This window comes from Serratia oryzae, from assembly GCF_001976145.1.
Classification (GTDB): domain Bacteria; phylum Pseudomonadota; class Gammaproteobacteria; order Enterobacterales; family Enterobacteriaceae; genus Chania; species Chania oryzae.
In genome coordinates this window covers 319,276-338,288 of record NZ_MOXD01000004.1, presented here as the reverse complement: position 1 = coordinate 338,288, position 19,013 = coordinate 319,276, and the positions used below count along the sequence as shown (strand labels likewise).

The window sequence follows — 19,013 nt, the reverse complement described above, 5'->3', positions numbered from 1 at the left end:
GAACGACCCCAACGTTTAGAAAAGGGGAGGTAGGCGGATTTTAACGTTAAAATAGCAGTGAAGGATCCCGATTTCTGTGAGGGATTTCACATCTCATTATTTTTAGTTTAACGTTAAAATCGTGACGATCGTTCAAATTTTAACGTTAAAATAGATGTAGAATGCGATCCTAACGCGATAGGACGGATCATTTCATAAGGCGGATTGGGATATAGTAGGGGTAAATTGGTTCATTTTTCTTCCCGGAGCTTTTTAACATGACGACTGGTAAAAAAAGAGAAACGCTAAAAACTATCGCTGAAGCGTTAAACGTTACGCATACCACAGTTTCAAACGCATTTAATCGGCCAGAAAAAGTCTCACCAGAATTACGGGAGAGAATTTTAGCCTATACCGAATCGATTAATTACCATGGCCCTACCGGGGCCGGGCGTTTTTTACGTACCGGAAAGAGTGGCACGCTCGGGGTCATATTTAACGACAACCTGAGCTATGTTTTCTCCGATCGTCACGATATTGCGCTGATGCGTGGCATTGCCGAAGAGTGCGAAAAGAATGGCATCAATATCGCGCTAATGCCGTTAAAAGCTAACAACGCGCTTAAAAAACGCATGATGAGCGCCGTGGTTGATGGCTATATTTTGAATGCGACTTATAACAATGACGAAATTGTTCAAACGGCGCTAACCAGTGGGCTACCGGTAGTGACTACCGATATCAAACTGCAGGACTTCACCTGTGTTTCCATTGATGACCGGGCCGCCATGCAGGCCATCTGCCAACACTTGCTGGCAGCCGGGCATAAAAAATTCGGCATTGTCGCCTTCCCGGTGAAAAGACGTTCCGGCGTGCTGTCATCGCTGGCTGAATTTTCTTCAGAGTTTGATAACGGCGTGGCATTTGGCCGCATTGACGCCTGCATCAAGGCGCTTGCCAGCGCCGGCATCGATTTGAACGCCTGCTACGTTTCAGAACAGCCCCATAATGAAGCCGGGGGAGAAAAAGCGGCCAGAGCCCTACTCGCCAAGCAACCGGATATTTCGGCGATTATCTGCTTGTCCGATCGTTTTGCGTTCGGCGTGTATCACTATTGCCAGAGCCAGAATATCTCTGTTCCCGGCCAGATTGCGATCACCGGATTTGACGATATCGATATTCAGGATCCGCCGATCGGCTTAACCACCATCCGTCAACCCATTGTATCTAAAGGACGACAGGCCGCCAGAGCGCTGATAACCGAGCAACTGGCGCATGACATCTTTTTAGATTTTGAACTTATCGTCCGTGATTCGGCATAACCAAATGGAAAGGAAATGGAAACGCTAACCTGTTTTAAGGCTTACGATATTCGGGGGAAACTGGGCTCGGAGCTGAATGAAGAGATCGCCTGGCGTATCGGTCGTGCTTATTGCCAGTGGCTCAAACCCGCGACAGTGGTGGTCGGTGGCGATGCCAGAGCCACAAGCGTAGCGCTAAAAAACGCGTTAGCAAAAGGGTTAATGGAAGGCGGGGCTGATGTGATTGATATCGGCATGGTAGGCACCGAGGAGATCTATTTTGCTACCCGCTTTTACGGCCTTGATGGCGGGATCCAGATCACCGCCAGTCATAACCCGATCGACTATAACGGCATGAAGCTGGTAAAAAAAGATGCCCAACCGATCAGCGGTGATAACGGGCTGTATGAGATCCAGGCCTTGGCACAGCAGAATTCGTTTGCAGCAGCACACCGCCGTGGCCAGCTTTCTTTCCAGTCTATTCGCGAACACTATGTTGAACACTTATTAAGCTATATCGATCCCGGTGTATTAACACCGATGAAAATTGTGGTCAACGCCGGCAACGGCGCGGCTGGCCCAACGCTGGATGCGCTGGAGGCCGCGCTGGCAAAACGCCAGGTGCCGATTCGCTTTATCAAAATCAACCACCCGCCAGATAGCACTTTCCCTAACGGCATCCCCAACCCGATGCTCCCCGAAAATCAGCAGGTCACCCGGCAAGCGGTGCGTGACCACCAGGCGGATTTGGGCATTGCCTGGGATGGGGATTTTGATCGCTGTTTCTTCTTCGATCACCATGGCCAGTTTATTGAAGGCTATTACATCGTCGGGCTGCTGGCAGAAACCTTCCTGCGTGCCGATAAAAGCGGAAAAATCATCCACGACCCTCGCTTGATCTGGAATACGCAGGCGATTGTGCGTGCCCTGGAGGGGACGGCCATCGAATCGAAAACCGGCCATGCGTTTATTAAAGACACCATGCGCCAGCATGATGCCGCTTATGGCGGTGAGATGAGCGCACACCACTACTTCCGTGATTTTGGTTACTGTGACAGCGGTATGATCCCTTGGCTGTTGGTGATCGAACTGCTGTCGCGTAAAGCCACCTCGCTGTTTTCCTTGATTGAAGCCAGCAAAGTGCGGTTCCCGGTCTCGGGGGAATTGAACTTCACCATTACCGATCCCAAAGCCAAACTCCAACAGATAGAGCGGTTCTATGCCGATAGCGCCCTTCAGATCACGGCAATTGACGGCCTGAGCATGGAGTTTGAGCACTGGCGCTTTAACTTGCGTGCCTCGAATACCGAACCACTGGTGCGTTTAAATATTGAAACCCGTGGCGATCGCGATCTGCTGGAGCAACAAGTTGCGCAGTTGACTCAACTTCTCCATGCACTTGACACCAAATGATTAATTTCTGCCGGGCCGATCTTGCTGAGCGGTGGATAAATTGAAATATATTGTTGGAGCATATAATGGCTAGCGTCTCTCTCACCAATGTCGTGAAGAACTATGGGAAAATCAGAATCATTGATAACGTTAATCTTGAAATTAACGCTAGGGAGTTTATCGTTCTGGTCGGCCCTTCTGGCTGCGGCAAGTCAACGCTGTTAAGAATGATTGCTGGCCTGGAAGAGGTGAGCAGCGGTGAAATCAAGATAGGTAATAAAGATGTAACCCATATGAATGCCGGGGAGCGCGGCGTCTCCATGGTGTTCCAATCCTATGCGCTATACCCCCATATGACCGTGCGCGAGAACCTGGCGTTTGGCCTGAAAAACATCAAAACCCCAAAGCCGGAGATCGCTACGCGCATTGCCAATGCGGCCAATATTCTGCAACTGAACAATTACCTTGAACGCCTGCCGCAGCATTTATCCGGCGGTCAGCGCCAACGTGTGGCCATCGGGCGCTCGATTGTCAGCTGTGCTAACGTGCTTTTGTTTGATGAACCCTTATCTAACCTGGATGCCGCGCTGCGTATCCAAATGCGCCAAGAGATCGGCAAGCTGCATGAACGCTTGGGTAAAACCACCATCTACGTGACCCACGATCAGACGGAAGCCATGACCTTGGCAGATCGCATCGTGATTTTGAATCAGGGGAAAATCGAACAGGTGGGCACGCCAGAAGAGGTGTATAACCATCCGGCCAATATCGTTGTCGCCGGGTTTATCGGCGCGCCAAAGATCAACCTGTTTAACGTCGTGTATGAGCAGGCTGGCCGGGTGACGATTAATGGGCAAAGCATCCTGATTCCGCATCTGGCAAAAACGGAGCTGCCGGCGGGAACGACCTTGACGTTAGGCATCCGCCCTGAACATTTCTCCTTAACCCACGGCGCTGAACTCTGTTTGAAGGTGAAAACCGAACTCACCGAGATGCATGGTGATTCCACCGTCGCACTCTTTCATTCAGCGGCACATGGCGCGCTGCAAATGAAAGTGCCTTATCAGTTGAAGCTGGCCGCCGGTGAGGAGGTGACGATCGGCACCGCCTACAAGCACATTCTGGTGTTTGACCAACAGGGCCAGGCGATACGCGGCGAGGCACCCTAATAGTGCGCTGGCCGCCATGGCCAGCCTGAGTATCGCGCAGCACAGTGGCTACCGTGCTGCGCCTTCCATCCCCACCAGCCCCACTTTCAGGTAGCCGGATTTACGCAGCATATCCATCACGCTCATCAGCGTTTCATAATCGACGGTCTTATCCGCCTGGAAGAAAATGGGGGTTTCTTTGTTCGCTTGCGTGCGTTGATCCAGCACCGATGCCAGTTGCTCGGCCGTTACCGGATCATCGCCAACATACAGTTGTTTGTCGGCCTTCACCGACAGAAACACCGGCTTTTCCGGGCGCGGCTGCGGCTTGGCGGTCGACGCGGGCAGATCGACTCGAATATCCACCGTGGCCAACGGCGCAGCCACCATAAAGATGATCAACAGCACCAGCATGACATCGATAAACGGCGTCACGTTGATGTCATGCAGTTCGCCGCTGTCGTCCAGATCTTCATTTAAGCGCATCGCCATACGTCACCCCGCCCGCAGTTGGTGCTGGTGCTGTGCGCGTTTAGCCTCGATCGTCGCCGCCAGATCCAGATCGCGCCCCAGCAGCAATAACACCTGCGCGGCCATATCACCCACTTCGGCACGATGGCCGCCGATCACTCGGGCAAAGATGTTGTAAATCACTACCGCGGGAATTGCCGCCACCAGGCCAAGTGCGGTTGCCAGCAGCGCTTCGGCGATCCCCGGAGCCACCACCGCCAGATTGGTGGTTTGCGATTGGGCGATACCGATAAAGCTGTTCATGATGCCCCAGACGGTGCCAAACAGGCCGACGAAGGGTGAAATCGCGCCGATGGTAGCCAGAAAGCCGTTGCCACGCCCCAATTGGCGTCCGTAAGCCGCTACGCGGCGCTCCAGGCGAAAACCGGTGCGTTCTTTAATGCCGTTGTTGTCGTTGGACGCTGCCGACAGATCCAATTCGTTCTGCGCATCACTCAACAGCTGCGCACTGATGCTGTCTGCAGAGAAGTTTTGCGCCAGTTCGGCGGCGGCGTCCAACGAGCGCACGTCGGCCAGCGCCTGTTGTTCACGGCGCAGACGGCGTTTGGAACGCATCAGTTCGCTGCCTTTGGCAAACAGAATGGTCCAGGTAACAACCGAGGCCAGCACCAGGCCGATCATCACGGCTTTGACCACCACGTCCGCATGCTGGTACATCCCCCAGACAGAAAGATCCATGCCGCGGGTTTCTGGCGGTTGGATCGCCGGTGCCGGGTTCAGCGGCATCAGCCCAGTTTCAGTTGGCGCCGCTGCTGCTGCCACGCTTTCACTGATTGCCGGTGCATTGGCCGGAGCCGCCTGTGCTACACCAGCCAGCCCCGCCAGCAATACCAGCGACACGATCGCCCCGCGCCCCAGCGCGCGCCATTGCCCACAGGCTTCTCGATTCATCATTCTGACAGCCGTTTTCACGCTGTGCCTCCACCCATCTCAACAGTTACGGAAGAATTCAGCCTGCGATCATATCAAATCAAACCGTAATTGATAGTGGTTATCATTACTATTTAATCACGAGACATGTCATGCATCAGAAAGCGTGTGTGTTAACTGGCACACACAGCGATCGTCACCATTTCTTTTCATGGCGGTTAAAACGTCTGGATGGCTATGAAGCACCATGCTAACGTAAGTGCTATCGCAGGGGAGCAAGGCAAAGGGAAAACCAACATGACGTCAAAAAATATCGAAACCGCGCTGATCGCGGCCGGGCGCAGCAAGCGTTACACGCAAGGCTCGGTCAATCCGGTCACCCAACGCGCGTCTTCACTGGTGTTTGAATCGGTGGCGGCCAAAAAACACGCCACCGCCAAACGCGCACAGGGTGAGCTGTTTTACGGGCGCCGCGGCACGCTCACCCACTTTGCCTTTCAGGACGCGATGACCGAACTGGAAGGCGGCGCGGGCTGTGTGCTCTACCCCTGTGGCGCTGCAGCGGTAGCCAATGCCATTCTGTCTTTCGTTGGCGCGGGCGATCATCTGCTGGTGACCGGTTCCGCCTATGAACCGACGCAGGACTTCTGCACCCATATCCTTGGCCGTATGAATGTGGCCACCACCTATTTCGATCCGCTGATCGGTAGCGGGATCGCCGATCTGATCCAGAGCAACACCAAAGTGGTGTTCCTCGAATCCCCCGGCTCTATCACCATGGAAGTGCAGGATATTCCGGCCATCGTCAGCGCCATTCGCGCCGTAAACCCGGAGATCGTCATTATGATCGACAATACCTGGGCGGCCGGCGTGCTGTTCAAGGCGCTGGAATTTGATATCGATATTTCGATTCAGGCAGGCACCAAGTACATCATCGGCCATTCCGACTACATGCTCGGCACCGCAGTAGCCAACGCCCGCTGCTGGGATCGGTTGCGTGAATACTCTTATCTGATGGGCCAGATGGTCGACGCCGACACCGCCTATATGGCCAGCCGCGGTTTGCGCACTTTAGGCGTGCGCTTGAAACAGCACGAGCAGAGCAGCATCGCGGTGGCACAGTGGCTGGCGCAGCGGCCCGAAGTGGCGGTGGTCAATCACCCGGCGTTGCCAAGCTGTAAAGGCCATGAGTTCTATCGCCGTGATTTCAGCGGCTGCAACGGCCTGTTCTCCTTTGTGCTGAAGCAGCGGCTGAGCGATCGGCAACTGGCCGATTATCTCGACAACTTCAACCACTTCAGCATGGCCTATTCCTGGGGTGGCTATGAGTCGTTGATCCTGGCCAATCAGCCAGAAGAGCTGGCCGCCATTCGCCCTGCGGGTGGCGTTGATTTCTCTGGCACGCTGGTGCGCGTACACATCGGGCTGGAAAACGTGCAAGATCTGATCGACGATCTGGCCGCCGGTTTTAGGCGTATCGCCTGAAAAAATGACCGAGCGGCAAATCTGCCGCTCTTTTTTTACACGTTTTATCCTTCGTAGCACATTTCTACATTCTGTTTAATGTCCACTGAAGCTAATAGCGTTACACTCAGCACTCAATTGAGCATGATTAAAAGCACGGTAGCCCGCAAAGAATTAGATTAGGCACCGCAGGACAAAAAATGGATGTATTAAGAGAGATTGTTCACGCACTTTGGACGCACGATTTTGCTGCCCTTGCCGAACCCGGCGTGATTTGGGTGGTTTACCTGGTACTTTTCACCACTCTGTTTCTGGAAAACGGCTTACTGCCCGCATCTTTCCTGCCGGGTGACAGCCTGTTGCTGTTGGCCGGAGCACTGATCGCCAAAGGGGTAATGGGGTTTCTCCCCGCGTTGGTTATCCTGACCGTCGCCGCCAGCCTGGGTTGCTGGCTGAGTTATCTGCAAGGGCGATGGCTGGGCCATACCTCGCTGGTAAAAGGCTGGCTGCTTCAGCTCCCGGTTCAATACCATCAACGCGCGCACACGCTGTTTAACCGCCACGGCCTGATGGCGCTGCTGATTGGCCGTTTTCTGGCGTTTGTCCGCACGCTGCTGCCCACCATGGCGGGGATCTCTGGCCTCAGCAGTGCGCGCTTTCAGATCTTCAACTGGCTAAGCGGCGTGCTTTGGGTGGGATCGGTGATCAGCCTGGGTTACGCCTTCAGCCAGATCCCACTGGTGAAACGCCATGAGGATCAGGTAATGGCCGGGTTGATGATCCTCCCCATCGTGCTGCTGGTGTTTGGTTTCCTCGGGGCCATGTTGGTGATCTGGCGCAAGAAGCGCGCTTCCTGAGCTTTCGCAGGCGCTGCACGCAGCGCCTTCAAAACACCATCCTGGCGGGCAATTGGCCGACCAGCGCATCCACTGCCAACCGCACCTTCAGCGGCAAATGCGGGGTTTGCGGCCACACCGCATGTACGTTGAAATCCACGCCAGGTACCTCACTCAGCACCCGCAGTAGCGCCCCTTTAAGCAACGACTCACGGATCAACCAACAAGGTAGCCAGGCGATGCCAAACCCGGCTTCGGCGGCATCGGCAATCGCCTGCAAATCATCCATCAATAAGCGTGTTTTCGGTATCACTTCCCGCGTCGTGCCATCTGCCAAGGGGATCAGCCAACTGCGTATTACTCCAGCATGTATATAGGTCACAGCATCATGCTGTGCCAGCACTTCAACACTTTCGGGAACGCCACAGCGAATCAGGTAATCCGGCGCTGCACACAACGTCATGCGGTTATCCCCTAGCCGCCTGGCCACCAGCCCGGCACAGTCGGGTAAAGCACCATTACGGATCGCCAGATCAAACCCCTCCTCTACCACGTTCACTACCCGGTCGCTAAACGAGAGATCGAGGTCCAATCCGGGGTGTTCACGCGCCAATGCAGTCAGGATAGGGGCGATACACATGCGGCCAAACAACACCGGCATGGAGACTCTCAGCCTGCCGCTGACCTGCTGTTTGCCACTTTCCAACAGCGCTTCAGCGGCACGGATCTCCGCCAATGCCCGCAGGCTGCGCTCATAGAACAACGCGCCATCGTCAGTCAGGCTCTGGCTGCGCGTGGTGCGATGAAACAGGCGTACCCCGAGCCGCTGTTCCAGCCGGGCGATGGTTTTCCCCACCGCCGAGCGTGAAAGATGTAATCGGCTCGCCGCCAGCGCAAAACTGCCCGCCTCCACTACGGTGACAAACACCGAAATCCCGCTTAATCGATCGGTCATGTTTTGTAGCCTAAAAAGAAACAATCAATAGAAATCTTATCGCCACTGGTGAATATCAATCAACGATATTATCTCTGGGTCTACCCAACCAATCTGGAGAATAGAATGACTGACACCATGCAACGCTGGACGATGAGCGCAATCGGGCGCGAACATCTGCACCTGACGGAAACCATCATTCCTCAACCTGGCCCACATCAGGTACGGGTAAAAGTGAATGCGGTAGCGCTGAACTATCGCGACAAGATGATCATAGAAGGTACCCTGCCGCAGGATCTACCGCTGCCGTTTACGCCTGCCTCGGATATGGCCGGCGTGGTGGATGCCATTGGTGCTGGCAGCACGCGCTTTCGCCCCGGCGATCGGGTGATCTCTACCTTTAGCCCGGACTGGATCGACGGCATCCCCAAGGGTGATGCACGTCATCCACCTTATCGCGCGCTTGGAGGGTTTTACCAGGGAATGTTGGCAGAATACATCGTGGTTGATGAAACCTGGTTGAGTGCCGCACCGGCAACGCTGGATGATGCCCAAGCCAGTACTCTGACCTGTGCCGGACTCACCGCCTGGTTCGCCCTGATGGAACGCGGCCATTTACGCGCGGGGGAATCGGTGCTGGTACAAGGCACTGGCGGTGTTGCACTGTTCGCGTTACAGATCGCCAAAGCCCAGGGTGCGCAGGTGTTTGTCACTTCCAGCAGCGAAGAGAAACTCCAGCGCGCCAAGGTTCTGGGGGCCGATCACGGTATTCACCGTTTGCAGGGGGATTGGGTGGAGCCGGTCTACCAACTGACGCAGGATCGCGGCATCGACCATATCATTGAAACCGCGGGTGGCCCTAATCTGGTCAATTCCCTGCGTGCCGTGGCGATACACGGGCGTATTTCCGTCATTGGTATGCTGGAGGGCGCGGAAATTGTTCTGCCAGCAGGCCCTCTGTTACTGAAGTCCCCTCAGATCCAAGGCATCGCCGTCGGCCATCGCCGCGCGCTGGAAGATCTGGTACGCGCCGTTGACGCCAATGGGATCAAACCGGTCATCGATCGGCGCTACCGCTTCGATCAGTTGCCAGAAGCGCTGGATCATCTCGATCGCGGTGCGTTCGGTAAAATCGTCCTGACAACCTAACCTTTAACCCTGCATCATCACGTTGCTGTCCCGCAGCCGGGCGAGCTCATCGCTCGGCGTCATACCAAACAGGCGTTTAAACTCGCGGCTGAATTGCGAGGCGCTTTCATAACCCACGCGGATGGCCGCCGTACTGGCCTTCAGCCCATCATGCACCATCAGCAGCCGCGCTTTGTGCAGGCGATAGGATTTCACATACTGCAGCGGCGAGGTGTTGGTCACTGCTTTAAAGTTATGGTGGAACGCCGAAATGCTCATGTTGACCTCGTTGGCCAACTGCTCGACGTTAAGGTTATCGGCATACTGGCTTTCAATCCGCCGCAGCGCTTTGGCGATCTGGCTGAAGTGGGTATGGCGGTTAACCAACTCCTGCAACGAGGCGCCACAACTGCCGCGCAGCACGTAATACAGCAGTTCACGTACAATCTGCGGCCCCAACACGCGGGCATCGAGCGGTTTTTCCATCACGTCCAGCAGGCGTTCGGTGGCGCACAGCATTTCATCCGTCAGCGGTGCAAGATTGACGCCGCTGCTTTCAACCCGCGGCTTCATCAGATAATCGTCATCACCGATGTCGATCAGCAGATCCTGCAGCACTTGGGTATCGATATTCACCGCTAACCCCACCAGCGGCTGCTGCGGGCTGGCAAAGGTTTCGCATTCAAACGGCAACGGCACCGTCATCAGCAGATAATTGCGCGGATCGTACTGGAACACCTTGTTGCCACAGTAACCCACCTTGTGCCCCTGAAAGACGATCACAATGCCAGGTTCATACATCACCGGCTGGCGCGGGTAATACTCGTTAACATACAGGATATTCACCTTGGGCACCGGCGAAGGGCTGTAACCTTTCACACTGGCAAAACGCATTGCCTGACGCGCCATGCGGCCACGCAACTGATCAATTTCGGTCACGGAAACGCCCTCTTATATCCACAATAATCCAGCACAGATAATAGTAAAAAACCGGCATTTTCTACAGCACTACGTAGAAATAGGCAAGATATTGATAGAAATGTGCATTGTTTAACGGCGCTAAGTTACTGACAATACACTCCAGTTATTCTTTGCGCCGCTGGCGCCCTCCTGACACGCAAGAGAAATCGATCATGCAAAACTTTACCCTCCATAACCCAACCAAAATCCTGTTTGGCAAAAACCAGATTGCCGAATTGGCAAAACAGATCCCGGCAGAGGCTCGCATCCTGATCACCTACGGCGGTGGCAGCGTGAAGAAAAACGGCGTACTGGATCAGGTTTATTCCGCGTTGGCAGGCCGCAACGTGCAGGAGTTCGCCGGCATTGAGCCGAACCCAACCTACGAAACGCTGATGAAAGCGGTGGAGATAATCCGTGCGGAAAACATCGATTTCCTGCTGGCCGTTGGTGGTGGCTCGGTGGTTGATGGCACCAAATTTATCGCCGCGGCAGCCCACTACACCGCCGATCGCGATCCTTGGCATATCCTGAAAACCGTCGGCAGCAATGTGACCAGCGCGCTGCCAATGGGCTGCGTGCTGACCCTGCCCGCCACCGGTTCTGAATCCAATAGCGGTGCCGTGATCACTCGCCAGAGCAGCGGCGATAAGCAGCACTTCTTCTCGCCGCACGTGCAACCGCTGTTTGCCGTGTTGGATCCGCTAGTGACCTATTCGCTGCCGCCGCGCCAGATCGCCAACGGCGTGGTAGATGCGTTTGTGCACATCCTTGAGCAGTACCTGACTTACCCGGTGGATGCCAAGGTGCAGGATCGCTTCGCCGAAGGCCTGCTGTTGACGCTGCTGGAAGATGGCCCACGCGCGCTGGCTGAACCGGAAAACTACGCGGTGCGTGCCAACGTGATGTGGAGCGCCACCATGGCGCTGAACGGGCTGATCGGAGCCGGTGTGCCGCAGGATTGGGCAACCCATATGCTCGGCCACGAACTGACCGCCATGCACGATCTGGATCACGCGCAAACTCTGGCCATTGTGCTGCCCGCGCTGCTGGTAGAGAAAAAGGCGCAGAAACGCGCCAAGCTGCTGCAATACGCCGAGCGCGTCTGGGGCTTGCGTGAAGGCTCTGAAGACAGCCGTATCGATGCCGCTATCGCCGCTACCCGCGAATTCTTTGAAAAAATGGGCGTGCCGACCCGCCTGTCTGACTACCAACTGGATGGCAGTTCGATCCCGGCGCTGATCGACAAGCTGCACCAGCATGGCATGACCGCGCTGGGCGAGCACCAGGACATCACGCTGGAAGTCAGCCAGCGGATTTATCAGACAGCACGCTAAACGCAACATCGCAGTTTCCTGCTAGGCTTTAATTTCTAACCGCTCTCTGCACCCGGCCACCCGCTGGGTGCAGTTTTGCGCTTCTTCTGCGCTTTCGATCGTATCGCATGACATCGTCTCGTTAATCAATGGGAGAATTGTATGGCTGACCAATCAAGCACCGTTGCTGACAATACCATTCACGCCTGGGCAGCCCCCGCCAAAGGGAAGCCCCTCGAACCCTTCAGCTTCAATGCCGGAGAACTGGGCAATGATGATATCGAAGTGGCAATTGACTATTGCGGTGTCTGCCACTCCGATCTCTCGATGCTGAACAACGAATGGGGCATCACCCGTTACCCGTTTGTCCCAGGACATGAGGTGGTCGGTAAAGTGGTCAGGATCGGCGCGCATGCCCTCAATAAAGGGCTGAAAGTCGGCCAGGTGGTGGGGGTCGGCTGGAACCGCGGCAGCTGTATGCACTGCCACCCCTGCATGTCTGGCGATCAGCATTTGTGTCACAAAATACAACCCACCATCATTGGCCGACATGGCGGCTTTGCCGATCGCATCCGCAGCCACTGGGCCTGGGCGATTCCTCTGCCGGAAGGGGTTGATGTCACCAGCGCCGGGCCGCTGTTTTGCGGTGGAATCACCGTTTTCAACCCGCTGCTGCAGTATGATGTACGCCCGACCCAGCGCGTCGGCGTGGTGGGGATTGGTGGCTTGGGGCATATGGCAATCCGCTTTATGCACGCCTGGGGCTGCGAAGTCACCGCCTTTACCTCGTCTGACAGCAAGCGTGACGAAGCGCTGGCGCTGGGGGCGCATCGCGTGGTCGCCAGCAACGACAACGCGGCCCTGAAAGCGATTGCCAACCAGCTCGATTTTATTCTGGTCACCGCCAGCGCGTCGCTGGACTGGAATGCGTTCCTTGGCACGCTGGCCCCAAAAGGCCGCCTGCATTTCGTCGGCGCAGTGCCCGATCCGGTACCAGTACAGGTGTTCGCCTTTATCAGCAAACAGGCGGAGCTTTCTGCTTCACCCACCGGTGCCCCTTCGCGGCTGGCGGATATGCTGGCGTTCTGCGCCCGGCACGGTATTGAGCCGCAGGTGGAGCATTTTCCACTCAGCAAAGTCAACGATGCCATGGCGCATCTGGCAGCGGGCAAGGCGCGTTATCGTATCGTATTGGATATGCACGCTTAGCAGACAACCTCAGCAGTGCCTGGGGTTGCCAACTAAAATTAACCCTGTCTTGGAAGCTGTTATTAAGGAGACAACGCATGCAACCCATCATCAAACTCCACGATGGTAATCTGATGCCGCAGTTGGGTCTTGGCGTATGGCAAGCGAGTATTGCAGAGGCCACTCACGCGGTCAGCAAAGCGCTGGAAGTGGGTTATCGCTCTATTGACACCGCGGCGATCTACAACAACGAGGAAGGGGTTGGCAGTGCGCTGCAATCCACCTCGCTCCCGCGCAGTGAACTGTTTATCACCACCAAACTGTGGAACGACGATCAGGGCAACCCGCAAGCGGCGCTGGAAACCAGCCTGAAAAAGCTGAAGCTGGATTATGTCGATCTGTATCTGATCCACTGGCCAAAACCGGCACAGGATCGGTACGTCGACGCCTGGCGCGGCCTGATCAAACTGCGTGAGCAAGGGCTGGCAAAAAGCATTGGAGTGTGTAATTTCCACGTGCCGCACCTGCAGCGCCTGCTGGACGAAACCGGTACTGCGCCGGTGATCAACCAGATCGAACTGCACCCGATGCTGCAACAGCGCCAACTGCGCGCCTGGAACGCCACGCATCATATCACCACCGAGTCTTGGAGCCCGCTGGCGCAGGGCGGCGAAGGCGTTTTCGATCAACCCATCATCAAGCGATTGGCCGAGAAATACGGCAAGACTCCGGCGCAGATCGTGGTGCGCTGGCACTTGGACAGCGGCCTGGTGGTGATCCCGAAATCGGTCACGCCAGCGCGTATTCGCGAAAACTTTGAGGTATTTGATTTCAAACTGGATAAAGAGGAATTGAACGAGATCGCTACACTGGATATCGGCAACCGCCTGGGGCCGGATCCGGAATCGCTGTAATCTCCACCTGGAATGCACCCTGTAAGGGCCGATAGGGAATCGGCCCTTTCTTTATTTTTCCCGCACTCCGCAAGAAGAGAAAACCCCCAGCATGTTTACCCGTTTTTATTGCACTACACTGACGTTATCACGCTGTATCAACACTCCACTGAAACAACCGCACGGAGCATCATGAAACGCTTTCTTCTGACTTGGCCTCGTCCGATCATCATTGGCCTCATGCTGCTTCTGGCTGGCTGTGCGAGCGAGAAACCCCGTAACAGCAGCGGCAACTATCAGCCACGCTCCTATCAAAGCGCGATTGAACAGGCTGCGGCGCAGTACGGCGTTGATGAAAAACTTATCACCGCGATGATTCAGGTGGAATCGAGCTTTAACCCTAGCGCGGTGAGCAAATCCAACGCCATCGGCCTGATGCAGCTCAAAGCCAACACCGCGGGCTGTGATGCATACCGTTTCCAAGGCAAGAGCGGTTGCCCGGATGACGATGATCTGCGCGATCCGCAGATCAATATCGATCTCGGCACCGCTTATCTGGCCTCGCTACAGCGCCAACTCGGCGGCATCGATAATCCGGTTACCTTGCGCTATGCCACCGAAGTGGCCTACGTCAACGGCGCGGGTGCCCTGCTGCGTACCTTCTCCAACGATCGCCAAAAGGCGGTCAGCATGATCAATAGCCTGTCGCCAGAAGCCTTCAACTGGCACGTGCGCAAACATCATCCTTCACCACAGGCTCCGCGCTATATGGCTAAGGTCGAAGCAGCGTATAACCAACTGTAAAATAAAGGCGAAAAAAAGGGAGCCGCTGGCTCCCTGCTTCAAACTGCCTTTACGCCTTACCGCTGCGCGCGGTTTTACGCGCCGGCGGTTTGTTTGATGGCGTGCGCTGGCGCGTAATATCGGTGTGCTTGGTCAGCGCCGGGCGGGTCTGGCGCTGCAGGCGTCTGGCCTCGCGCTGCTCGTCAAGGCTTGGCGCTGGCACCAGGCACTCACGACGGCTGCCGATCAGGTGTTTCAGGCCCATTTCTTCCAGCGCGCTGCGGATCAACGGCCAGTTGGCCGCATCGTGATAGCGCAGCAACGCCTTATGCAGGCGGCGCTGGCGATCGCCACGCGGGATATACACGTCTTCACTCTTGTAACCCACCTTGCCCAGCGGGTTTTTGCCGCTGTAATACATGGTGGTAGAGTTGGCCATTGGCGAAGGATAGAAGTTCTGCACCTGGTCGAGGCGGAAACGGTTCTTCTTCAGCCACAGCGCCATGTTCACCATGTCTTCATCGCTGGTGCCTGGATGCGCAGAGATGAAGTAAGGGATCAGATACTGCTCTTTTCCTGCCTGTTTGGAATACTGATCGAACAGTTGTTTGAAACGATCGTAGCTGCCCATACCCGGCTTCATCATCTTAGACAATGGCCCTTCTTCGGTATGTTCCGGCGCAATCTTCAGGTAGCCCCCCACGTGGTGGGTCGCCAACTCCTTGATATAACGCGGATCTTCCACCGCCAGATCGTAACGCACGCCGGAAGCGATCAGGATCTTCTTGATCCCGGTTAATTCACGGGCACGGCGATAGAGCTTGATGGTCGGCTCATGGTTGGTATCCATATAGGTACAGATTTCCGGATACACGCACGACGCGCGGCGGCAGGTCTGCTCCGCGCGCGGATTGGTGCAGCGCAGCATATACATGTTGGCGGTCGGGCCGCCCAGATCGGAAATCACCCCGGTAAAGCCTGGCACTTTGTCGCGGATCTCTTCGATCTCGCGCACGATCGAATCTTCGGAACGACTCTGAATGATGCGCCCTTCATGCTCGGTGATCGAACAGAACGAACAGCCGCCGTAGCAGCCACGCATGATGTTCACCGAGAAGCGGATCATGTCGTAGGCTGGGATACGCGCTTCGCCATACGCCGGATGCGGCACGCGCTGGTATGGCAGGGCAAAAACGCTGTCCATTTCCGGCGTGGTCAGCGGGATCGCCGGTGGGTTGATCCACACGTAGCGATCGCCATGCTTCTGCATCAAGGCACGGGCGCAGCCAGGGTTGGTTTCGTGGTGCAGAATACGTGAGGCGTGGGCATACAACACCTTGTCTCCCTTCACCTTTTCAAAGGAAGGCAGCAGTACGTAAGTTTTTTCCCACGGTTTAGGCTTGGCGGCACGCACAACAACCGGCTTGGCTTCGGGCTCCGGCACGCTGCCATCGGCACAAGGCAAGTCTTCACCGTAAGGATTGGGGATCGGCTCAATGCGGCCCGGCTTGTCCAGGCGGGTGGAGTCCACCCCGCTCCAGCCCGGCAGCGGCTGTTTGCGCATCACGGCGGTGTTGCGGATATCATGGATATCCTGAATATTTTCACCCGCCGCCAGGCGGTGCGCCAGTTCCACCAGCGGGCGTTCGCCGTTGCCGTAAATCAGGATATCGGCTTTGGAATCCACCAGCACCGAACGGCGCACGGTATCCGACCAGTAATCGTAATGCGCGATACGGCGCAGGCTGGCTTCGATACCGCCCAATACGATCGGCACATCCTTATACGCTTCTCGGCAGCGCTGGCTGTACACCAGCGTGGCACGATCCGGGCGCTTGCCCCCCACGTTGCCTGCGGTATAGGCATCGTCATGGCGCAGTTTGCGATCGGCTGTGTAGCGGTTGATCATCGAGTCCATGTTGCCAGCGGTCACGCCGAAGAACAGGTTCGGTTTGCCCAAGCGCATAAAATCGTCTTTATTGCTCCAGTCCGGCTGGGCAATAATCCCAACGCGAAACCCTTGAGCTTCCAGCATGCGACCGATGATCGCCATGCCAAAACTTGGGTGATCGACATAAGCATCACCGCTGATAATGATCACATCGCAGCTGTCCCAACCCAGTTGGTCCATTTCTTCTCGCGACATCGGTAAAAATGGCGCAGGGCCAAAACATTCGGCCCAATAAGGCTTATAAGAGAACAGTTCACGTTCGGGTTGGATCAGGCTGGTGGTGCTCATTACGGGTACTCTTGTGCAGGTTAATTTATCGCCGGGCGGCGATTATACGCACTCGCTGTCAAAAGAGCATGGTTATTTCTCAGTTTGCTCAGCTATTGACCTCAAACTCATACACATCACTGCGGCACAGGGTCTCGCTGAGCTCCAGCACCTCCCCCTGGCCATTGCGGCTGGTCTGCACGATGCGCAATAACGGCATGCCGCTGTGAACATTGAGCAAATCGGCGATCTCATCCGTGCTGGCAATCGCCTTCAAACGAAAATGACGCCCCTCAGGCACAATGCCACGCGATTGCCACAGGGCATAAAGCGAATGTTCCAGCGCTTCAGGATCGGGCAGAAAATGCGGTGGGATGTAGGTCGTTTCCAGTGAAACCGGGTTGCCATCAACCAGGCGCAGGCGGCGCAGTTTAACCACCTCGCTGTGATTCGCCATCTCCAACGCTCTAGCAACCTCATCAGGAGCCGTCATACGGGTGCGCAACAGCCACTGGTTGCTGACGCTGCTGCCGTTACGCCGCATCTGAGCGGTAAAACCGTGATCCTGATTGAGAGAGTAACCGATATGCATCGCCACACGGGTACCCACGCCCTGCTGGCGCGAGATCAGCGCTTTTTCTTCCAGCAGCTTCATCGCTTTACTGACGGTTACCCGAGACACATCCAGCGCTTCGGCAATCAGGCGCTCCGGCGGCAGAAAGTCGTCAACTGCCAGCACATGCTGTTTAATCGCCGTTTCAATGGTCGTGGCCAATTGGATATAACGTGGCGCCGCCGCAGCCAGCAAAAATTGTTGACGCAGCCAGGTAACAAACTCACTCATTGGATCCGCCTTTGATATACGCACTTTCCCCAGCTCTGTTTTTATCATACTTACGCTTTGGGCGATAACGACGCCATCGGAGTTAGCGTTGGGATTAGATTGGAATCACATTTTTCAGGCATTGGACTTCAATTGGACCTATTTCAGGAGTAACCTCATCCTATTGATGTTTCTTGAGCATCAATATGCGCCAACACCAGGGAAATTGTATTACATGAAAAAAACTAAAAATCCTCACCAGGCTATTCTCGGCGCTCTGTATGGGCAAGCCGTGGGCGATGCGATGGGGATGCCATCAGAACTGTGGCCAGTGCAGAAAGTACGTAACTATTTTGGCTGGATCGAGAGTTTCTTGCCTGGCCCGCAGGAAAATATAGCCGCAAACGAATTTACCGCAGGAGAATATACTGACGACACCCAACAGGCGGTCGCGTTGATGGATGCGCTGTTGGCCAGCGATGGCCGCGTCGAACCGGAGCGCATCGCCCACCACATTATGCTCTGGGCGGAACGCGTCGGAGCCTTTGAGAAAAACATTCTTGGCCCCACCTCAAAAGCCGCACTGCTGGCAGTGCGCGCCGGTACGCCAGTGCTGGAGATCCCCGCCAATGGCGTCACCAACGGCGCGGCGATGCGCATTGCCCCGATCGGCTGCCTGATGCCAAGCACTGATTTGCCCAGGTTTATCGAAGCAGTACGGCTATCATGCAGCCCAACCCACAAGTCGGATATCGCCGTTGCCGGGGCGTTTACCGTCGCATGGGCAATAAGCCGGGCAATTGAAGGCGCAGAATGGGCCACCATCAAGCAGGAATTACCTGAACGGGTAGAGCAGGTACAACAGCAACGGGTTACCACCTTCAGCCCGTCACTCAGCCGCCGTTTGGTCTGGGCGCTGGAGTGTGCGGCTAAGGCCAGCGAATTACCCGATGCCGACGCGTTGGCAGAGTTGTACCACACCATCGGTGCCGGGATGGATAATATCGAGTCCATTCCCATGACGCTGGCACTGGTTGAACTGGCCGGAACCGATCCGCAACGTTGCGCAGTGCTGGCCGCTAATCTGGGAGGCGACACCGATACTATCGGTGCCATGGCAACGGCAATTTGCGGTGCACTGCACGGAATTGATGCCTTCCCAGCGGAATGGATTGACACCATCAATCGTGCCAATCAGATTGATTTTCAGCCTTACGCAGCGGCACTTACCAGGCTGCGCAACCCGGGATAA

The 19,013-nt window shown here is 55.7% G+C and carries 17 protein-coding genes; 11 read left to right on the top strand and 6 right to left on the bottom strand.

Going from position 1 to position 19,013, the window contains the following annotated elements; all coding sequences use genetic code 11:
* Positions 1–257 precede the first annotated feature (257 nt).
* From BMI79_RS09955 to BMI79_RS09945, 3 genes are all read left to right on the top strand, one after another.
* Positions 258–1,298 (top strand): LacI family DNA-binding transcriptional regulator, encoded by a 1,041-nt coding sequence (locus BMI79_RS09955; RefSeq protein WP_076941976.1) that lies wholly within the window; start codon positions 258–260, stop codon positions 1,296–1,298.
* Between the two features lie 15 nt (positions 1,299–1,313).
* Positions 1,314–2,690 (top strand): phosphohexomutase domain-containing protein, encoded by a 1,377-nt coding sequence (locus BMI79_RS09950; protein WP_076941975.1) that lies wholly within the window; start codon positions 1,314–1,316, stop codon positions 2,688–2,690.
* A gap of 65 nt (positions 2,691–2,755) precedes the next feature.
* The gene (locus BMI79_RS09945) at positions 2,756–3,838 is read left to right on the top strand and encodes an ABC transporter ATP-binding protein (protein ID WP_076941974.1); all 1,083 of its coding nucleotides are present in this window, start codon (positions 2,756–2,758) and stop codon (positions 3,836–3,838) included.
* A gap of 48 nt (positions 3,839–3,886) precedes the next feature.
* Here BMI79_RS09945 and exbD read toward each other — a convergent pair whose 3' ends face one another.
* Together exbD and exbB are read right to left on the bottom strand one after the other, a co-directional pair.
* A complete protein-coding gene (exbD, locus tag BMI79_RS09940) occupies positions 3,887–4,309 on the bottom strand; it encodes a TonB system transport protein ExbD (RefSeq protein ID WP_076941973.1) in 423 nt (140 codons plus the stop codon).
* A 3-nt stretch (positions 4,310–4,312) separates the two neighbouring features.
* The gene (gene exbB / locus BMI79_RS09935; RefSeq protein ID WP_425272348.1) at positions 4,313–5,242 is read right to left on the bottom strand and encodes a tol-pal system-associated acyl-CoA thioesterase; all 930 of its coding nucleotides are present in this window, start codon (positions 5,240–5,242) and stop codon (positions 4,313–4,315) included.
* Positions 5,243–5,515: 273 nt separating this feature from the next.
* Between exbB and metC the strand changes: the two genes are divergently transcribed.
* Complete coding sequence (gene metC / locus BMI79_RS09930; RefSeq protein ID WP_076942070.1) at positions 5,516–6,703, top strand: cystathionine beta-lyase; 1,188 nt, start codon at positions 5,516–5,518, stop codon at positions 6,701–6,703.
* Positions 6,704–6,882: 179 nt separating this feature from the next.
* Complete coding sequence (locus BMI79_RS09925) at positions 6,883–7,539, top strand: DedA family protein (protein WP_076941971.1); 657 nt, start codon at positions 6,883–6,885, stop codon at positions 7,537–7,539.
* Positions 7,540–7,567: 28 nt separating this feature from the next.
* Here the strand turns inward: BMI79_RS09925 and BMI79_RS09920 are convergent, their stop codons facing one another.
* Positions 7,568–8,473, bottom strand: coding sequence for a LysR family transcriptional regulator (locus BMI79_RS09920; protein WP_076941970.1), 906 nt, complete (start codon positions 8,471–8,473; stop codon positions 7,568–7,570).
* Positions 8,474–8,578: 105 nt separating this feature from the next.
* Here BMI79_RS09920 and BMI79_RS09915 point away from each other — a divergent pair, with 105 nt between their 5' ends.
* Positions 8,579–9,601 carry a zinc-dependent alcohol dehydrogenase family protein gene (locus tag BMI79_RS09915; RefSeq protein WP_076941969.1) on the top strand — a complete coding sequence of 341 codons (1,023 nt, stop codon included), beginning with the start codon at positions 8,579–8,581 and terminating at the stop codon, positions 9,599–9,601.
* Positions 9,602–9,604: 3 nt separating this feature from the next.
* Here BMI79_RS09915 and BMI79_RS09910 read toward each other — a convergent pair whose 3' ends face one another.
* A complete protein-coding gene (locus tag BMI79_RS09910) occupies positions 9,605–10,489 on the bottom strand; it encodes an AraC family transcriptional regulator (RefSeq protein ID WP_167370519.1) in 885 nt (294 codons plus the stop codon).
* Between the two features lie 224 nt (positions 10,490–10,713).
* Here BMI79_RS09910 and yqhD point away from each other — a divergent pair, with 224 nt between their 5' ends.
* The 4 genes from yqhD (at position 10,714) to BMI79_RS09890 (ending at position 14,741) form a co-directional block, all read left to right on the top strand.
* The gene (gene yqhD, locus BMI79_RS09905) at positions 10,714–11,877 is read left to right on the top strand and encodes an alcohol dehydrogenase (protein ID WP_076941967.1); all 1,164 of its coding nucleotides are present in this window, start codon (positions 10,714–10,716) and stop codon (positions 11,875–11,877) included.
* A 141-nt stretch (positions 11,878–12,018) separates the two neighbouring features.
* Positions 12,019–13,065, top strand: a complete 1,047-nt coding sequence (ahr, locus tag BMI79_RS09900; protein WP_076941966.1) for an NADPH-dependent aldehyde reductase Ahr — start codon at positions 12,019–12,021, stop codon at positions 13,063–13,065.
* A 77-nt stretch (positions 13,066–13,142) separates the two neighbouring features.
* The gene (dkgA, locus tag BMI79_RS09895; RefSeq protein ID WP_076941965.1) at positions 13,143–13,958 is read left to right on the top strand and encodes a 2,5-didehydrogluconate reductase DkgA; all 816 of its coding nucleotides are present in this window, start codon (positions 13,143–13,145) and stop codon (positions 13,956–13,958) included.
* Between the two features lie 171 nt (positions 13,959–14,129).
* The gene (locus BMI79_RS09890; protein ID WP_076941964.1) at positions 14,130–14,741 is read left to right on the top strand and encodes a transglycosylase SLT domain-containing protein; all 612 of its coding nucleotides are present in this window, start codon (positions 14,130–14,132) and stop codon (positions 14,739–14,741) included.
* 49 nt (positions 14,742–14,790) lie between these two features.
* Here the strand turns inward: BMI79_RS09890 and BMI79_RS09885 are convergent, their stop codons facing one another.
* Both BMI79_RS09885 and BMI79_RS09880 read right to left on the bottom strand, forming a co-directional pair.
* On the bottom strand, positions 14,791–16,959 hold the full coding sequence (locus tag BMI79_RS09885; protein ID WP_076941963.1) for a YgiQ family radical SAM protein: 2,169 nt from the start codon (positions 16,957–16,959) through the stop codon (positions 14,791–14,793).
* An 88-nt stretch (positions 16,960–17,047) separates the two neighbouring features.
* A complete protein-coding gene (locus BMI79_RS09880) occupies positions 17,048–17,782 on the bottom strand; it encodes a GntR family transcriptional regulator (RefSeq protein ID WP_076941962.1) in 735 nt (244 codons plus the stop codon).
* Positions 17,783–17,996: 214 nt separating this feature from the next.
* On the opposite strand from BMI79_RS09880, the gene BMI79_RS09875 reads away from it, so the two are divergent.
* Positions 17,997–19,013 carry an ADP-ribosylglycohydrolase family protein gene (locus BMI79_RS09875; protein WP_076941961.1) on the top strand — a complete coding sequence of 339 codons (1,017 nt, stop codon included), beginning with the start codon at positions 17,997–17,999 and terminating at the stop codon, positions 19,011–19,013.

Coding starts and splice junctions, on each gene's coding strand:
- BMI79_RS09875 (WP_076941961.1), top strand. CDS start 17,997: ATGAAAAAAACTAAAAATCCTCACCAGGCTATTCTCGGCGCTCTGTAT.
- BMI79_RS09925 (WP_076941971.1), top strand. CDS start 6,883: ATGGATGTATTAAGAGAGATTGTTCACGCACTTTGGACGCACGATTTT.
- BMI79_RS09885 (WP_076941963.1), bottom strand. CDS start 16,959: ATGAGCACCACCAGCCTGATCCAACCCGAACGTGAACTGTTCTCTTAT.
- metC (WP_076942070.1), top strand. CDS start 5,516: ATGACGTCAAAAAATATCGAAACCGCGCTGATCGCGGCCGGGCGCAGC.
- BMI79_RS09910 (WP_167370519.1), bottom strand. CDS start 10,489: ATGGCGCGTCAGGCAATGCGTTTTGCCAGTGTGAAAGGTTACAGCCCT.
- exbB (WP_425272348.1), bottom strand. CDS start 5,242: ATGATGAATCGAGAAGCCTGTGGGCAATGGCGCGCGCTGGGGCGCGGG.
- dkgA (WP_076941965.1), top strand. CDS start 13,143: ATGCAACCCATCATCAAACTCCACGATGGTAATCTGATGCCGCAGTTG.
- BMI79_RS09920 (WP_076941970.1), bottom strand. CDS start 8,473: ATGACCGATCGATTAAGCGGGATTTCGGTGTTTGTCACCGTAGTGGAG.
- BMI79_RS09890 (WP_076941964.1), top strand. CDS start 14,130: ATGAAACGCTTTCTTCTGACTTGGCCTCGTCCGATCATCATTGGCCTC.
- BMI79_RS09880 (WP_076941962.1), bottom strand. CDS start 17,782: ATGAGTGAGTTTGTTACCTGGCTGCGTCAACAATTTTTGCTGGCTGCG.
- BMI79_RS09945 (WP_076941974.1), top strand. CDS start 2,756: ATGGCTAGCGTCTCTCTCACCAATGTCGTGAAGAACTATGGGAAAATC.
- yqhD (WP_076941967.1), top strand. CDS start 10,714: ATGCAAAACTTTACCCTCCATAACCCAACCAAAATCCTGTTTGGCAAA.
- exbD (WP_076941973.1), bottom strand. CDS start 4,309: ATGGCGATGCGCTTAAATGAAGATCTGGACGACAGCGGCGAACTGCAT.
- ahr (WP_076941966.1), top strand. CDS start 12,019: ATGGCTGACCAATCAAGCACCGTTGCTGACAATACCATTCACGCCTGG.
- BMI79_RS09950 (WP_076941975.1), top strand. CDS start 1,314: ATGGAAACGCTAACCTGTTTTAAGGCTTACGATATTCGGGGGAAACTG.
- BMI79_RS09915 (WP_076941969.1), top strand. CDS start 8,579: ATGACTGACACCATGCAACGCTGGACGATGAGCGCAATCGGGCGCGAA.
- BMI79_RS09955 (WP_076941976.1), top strand. CDS start 258: ATGACGACTGGTAAAAAAAGAGAAACGCTAAAAACTATCGCTGAAGCG.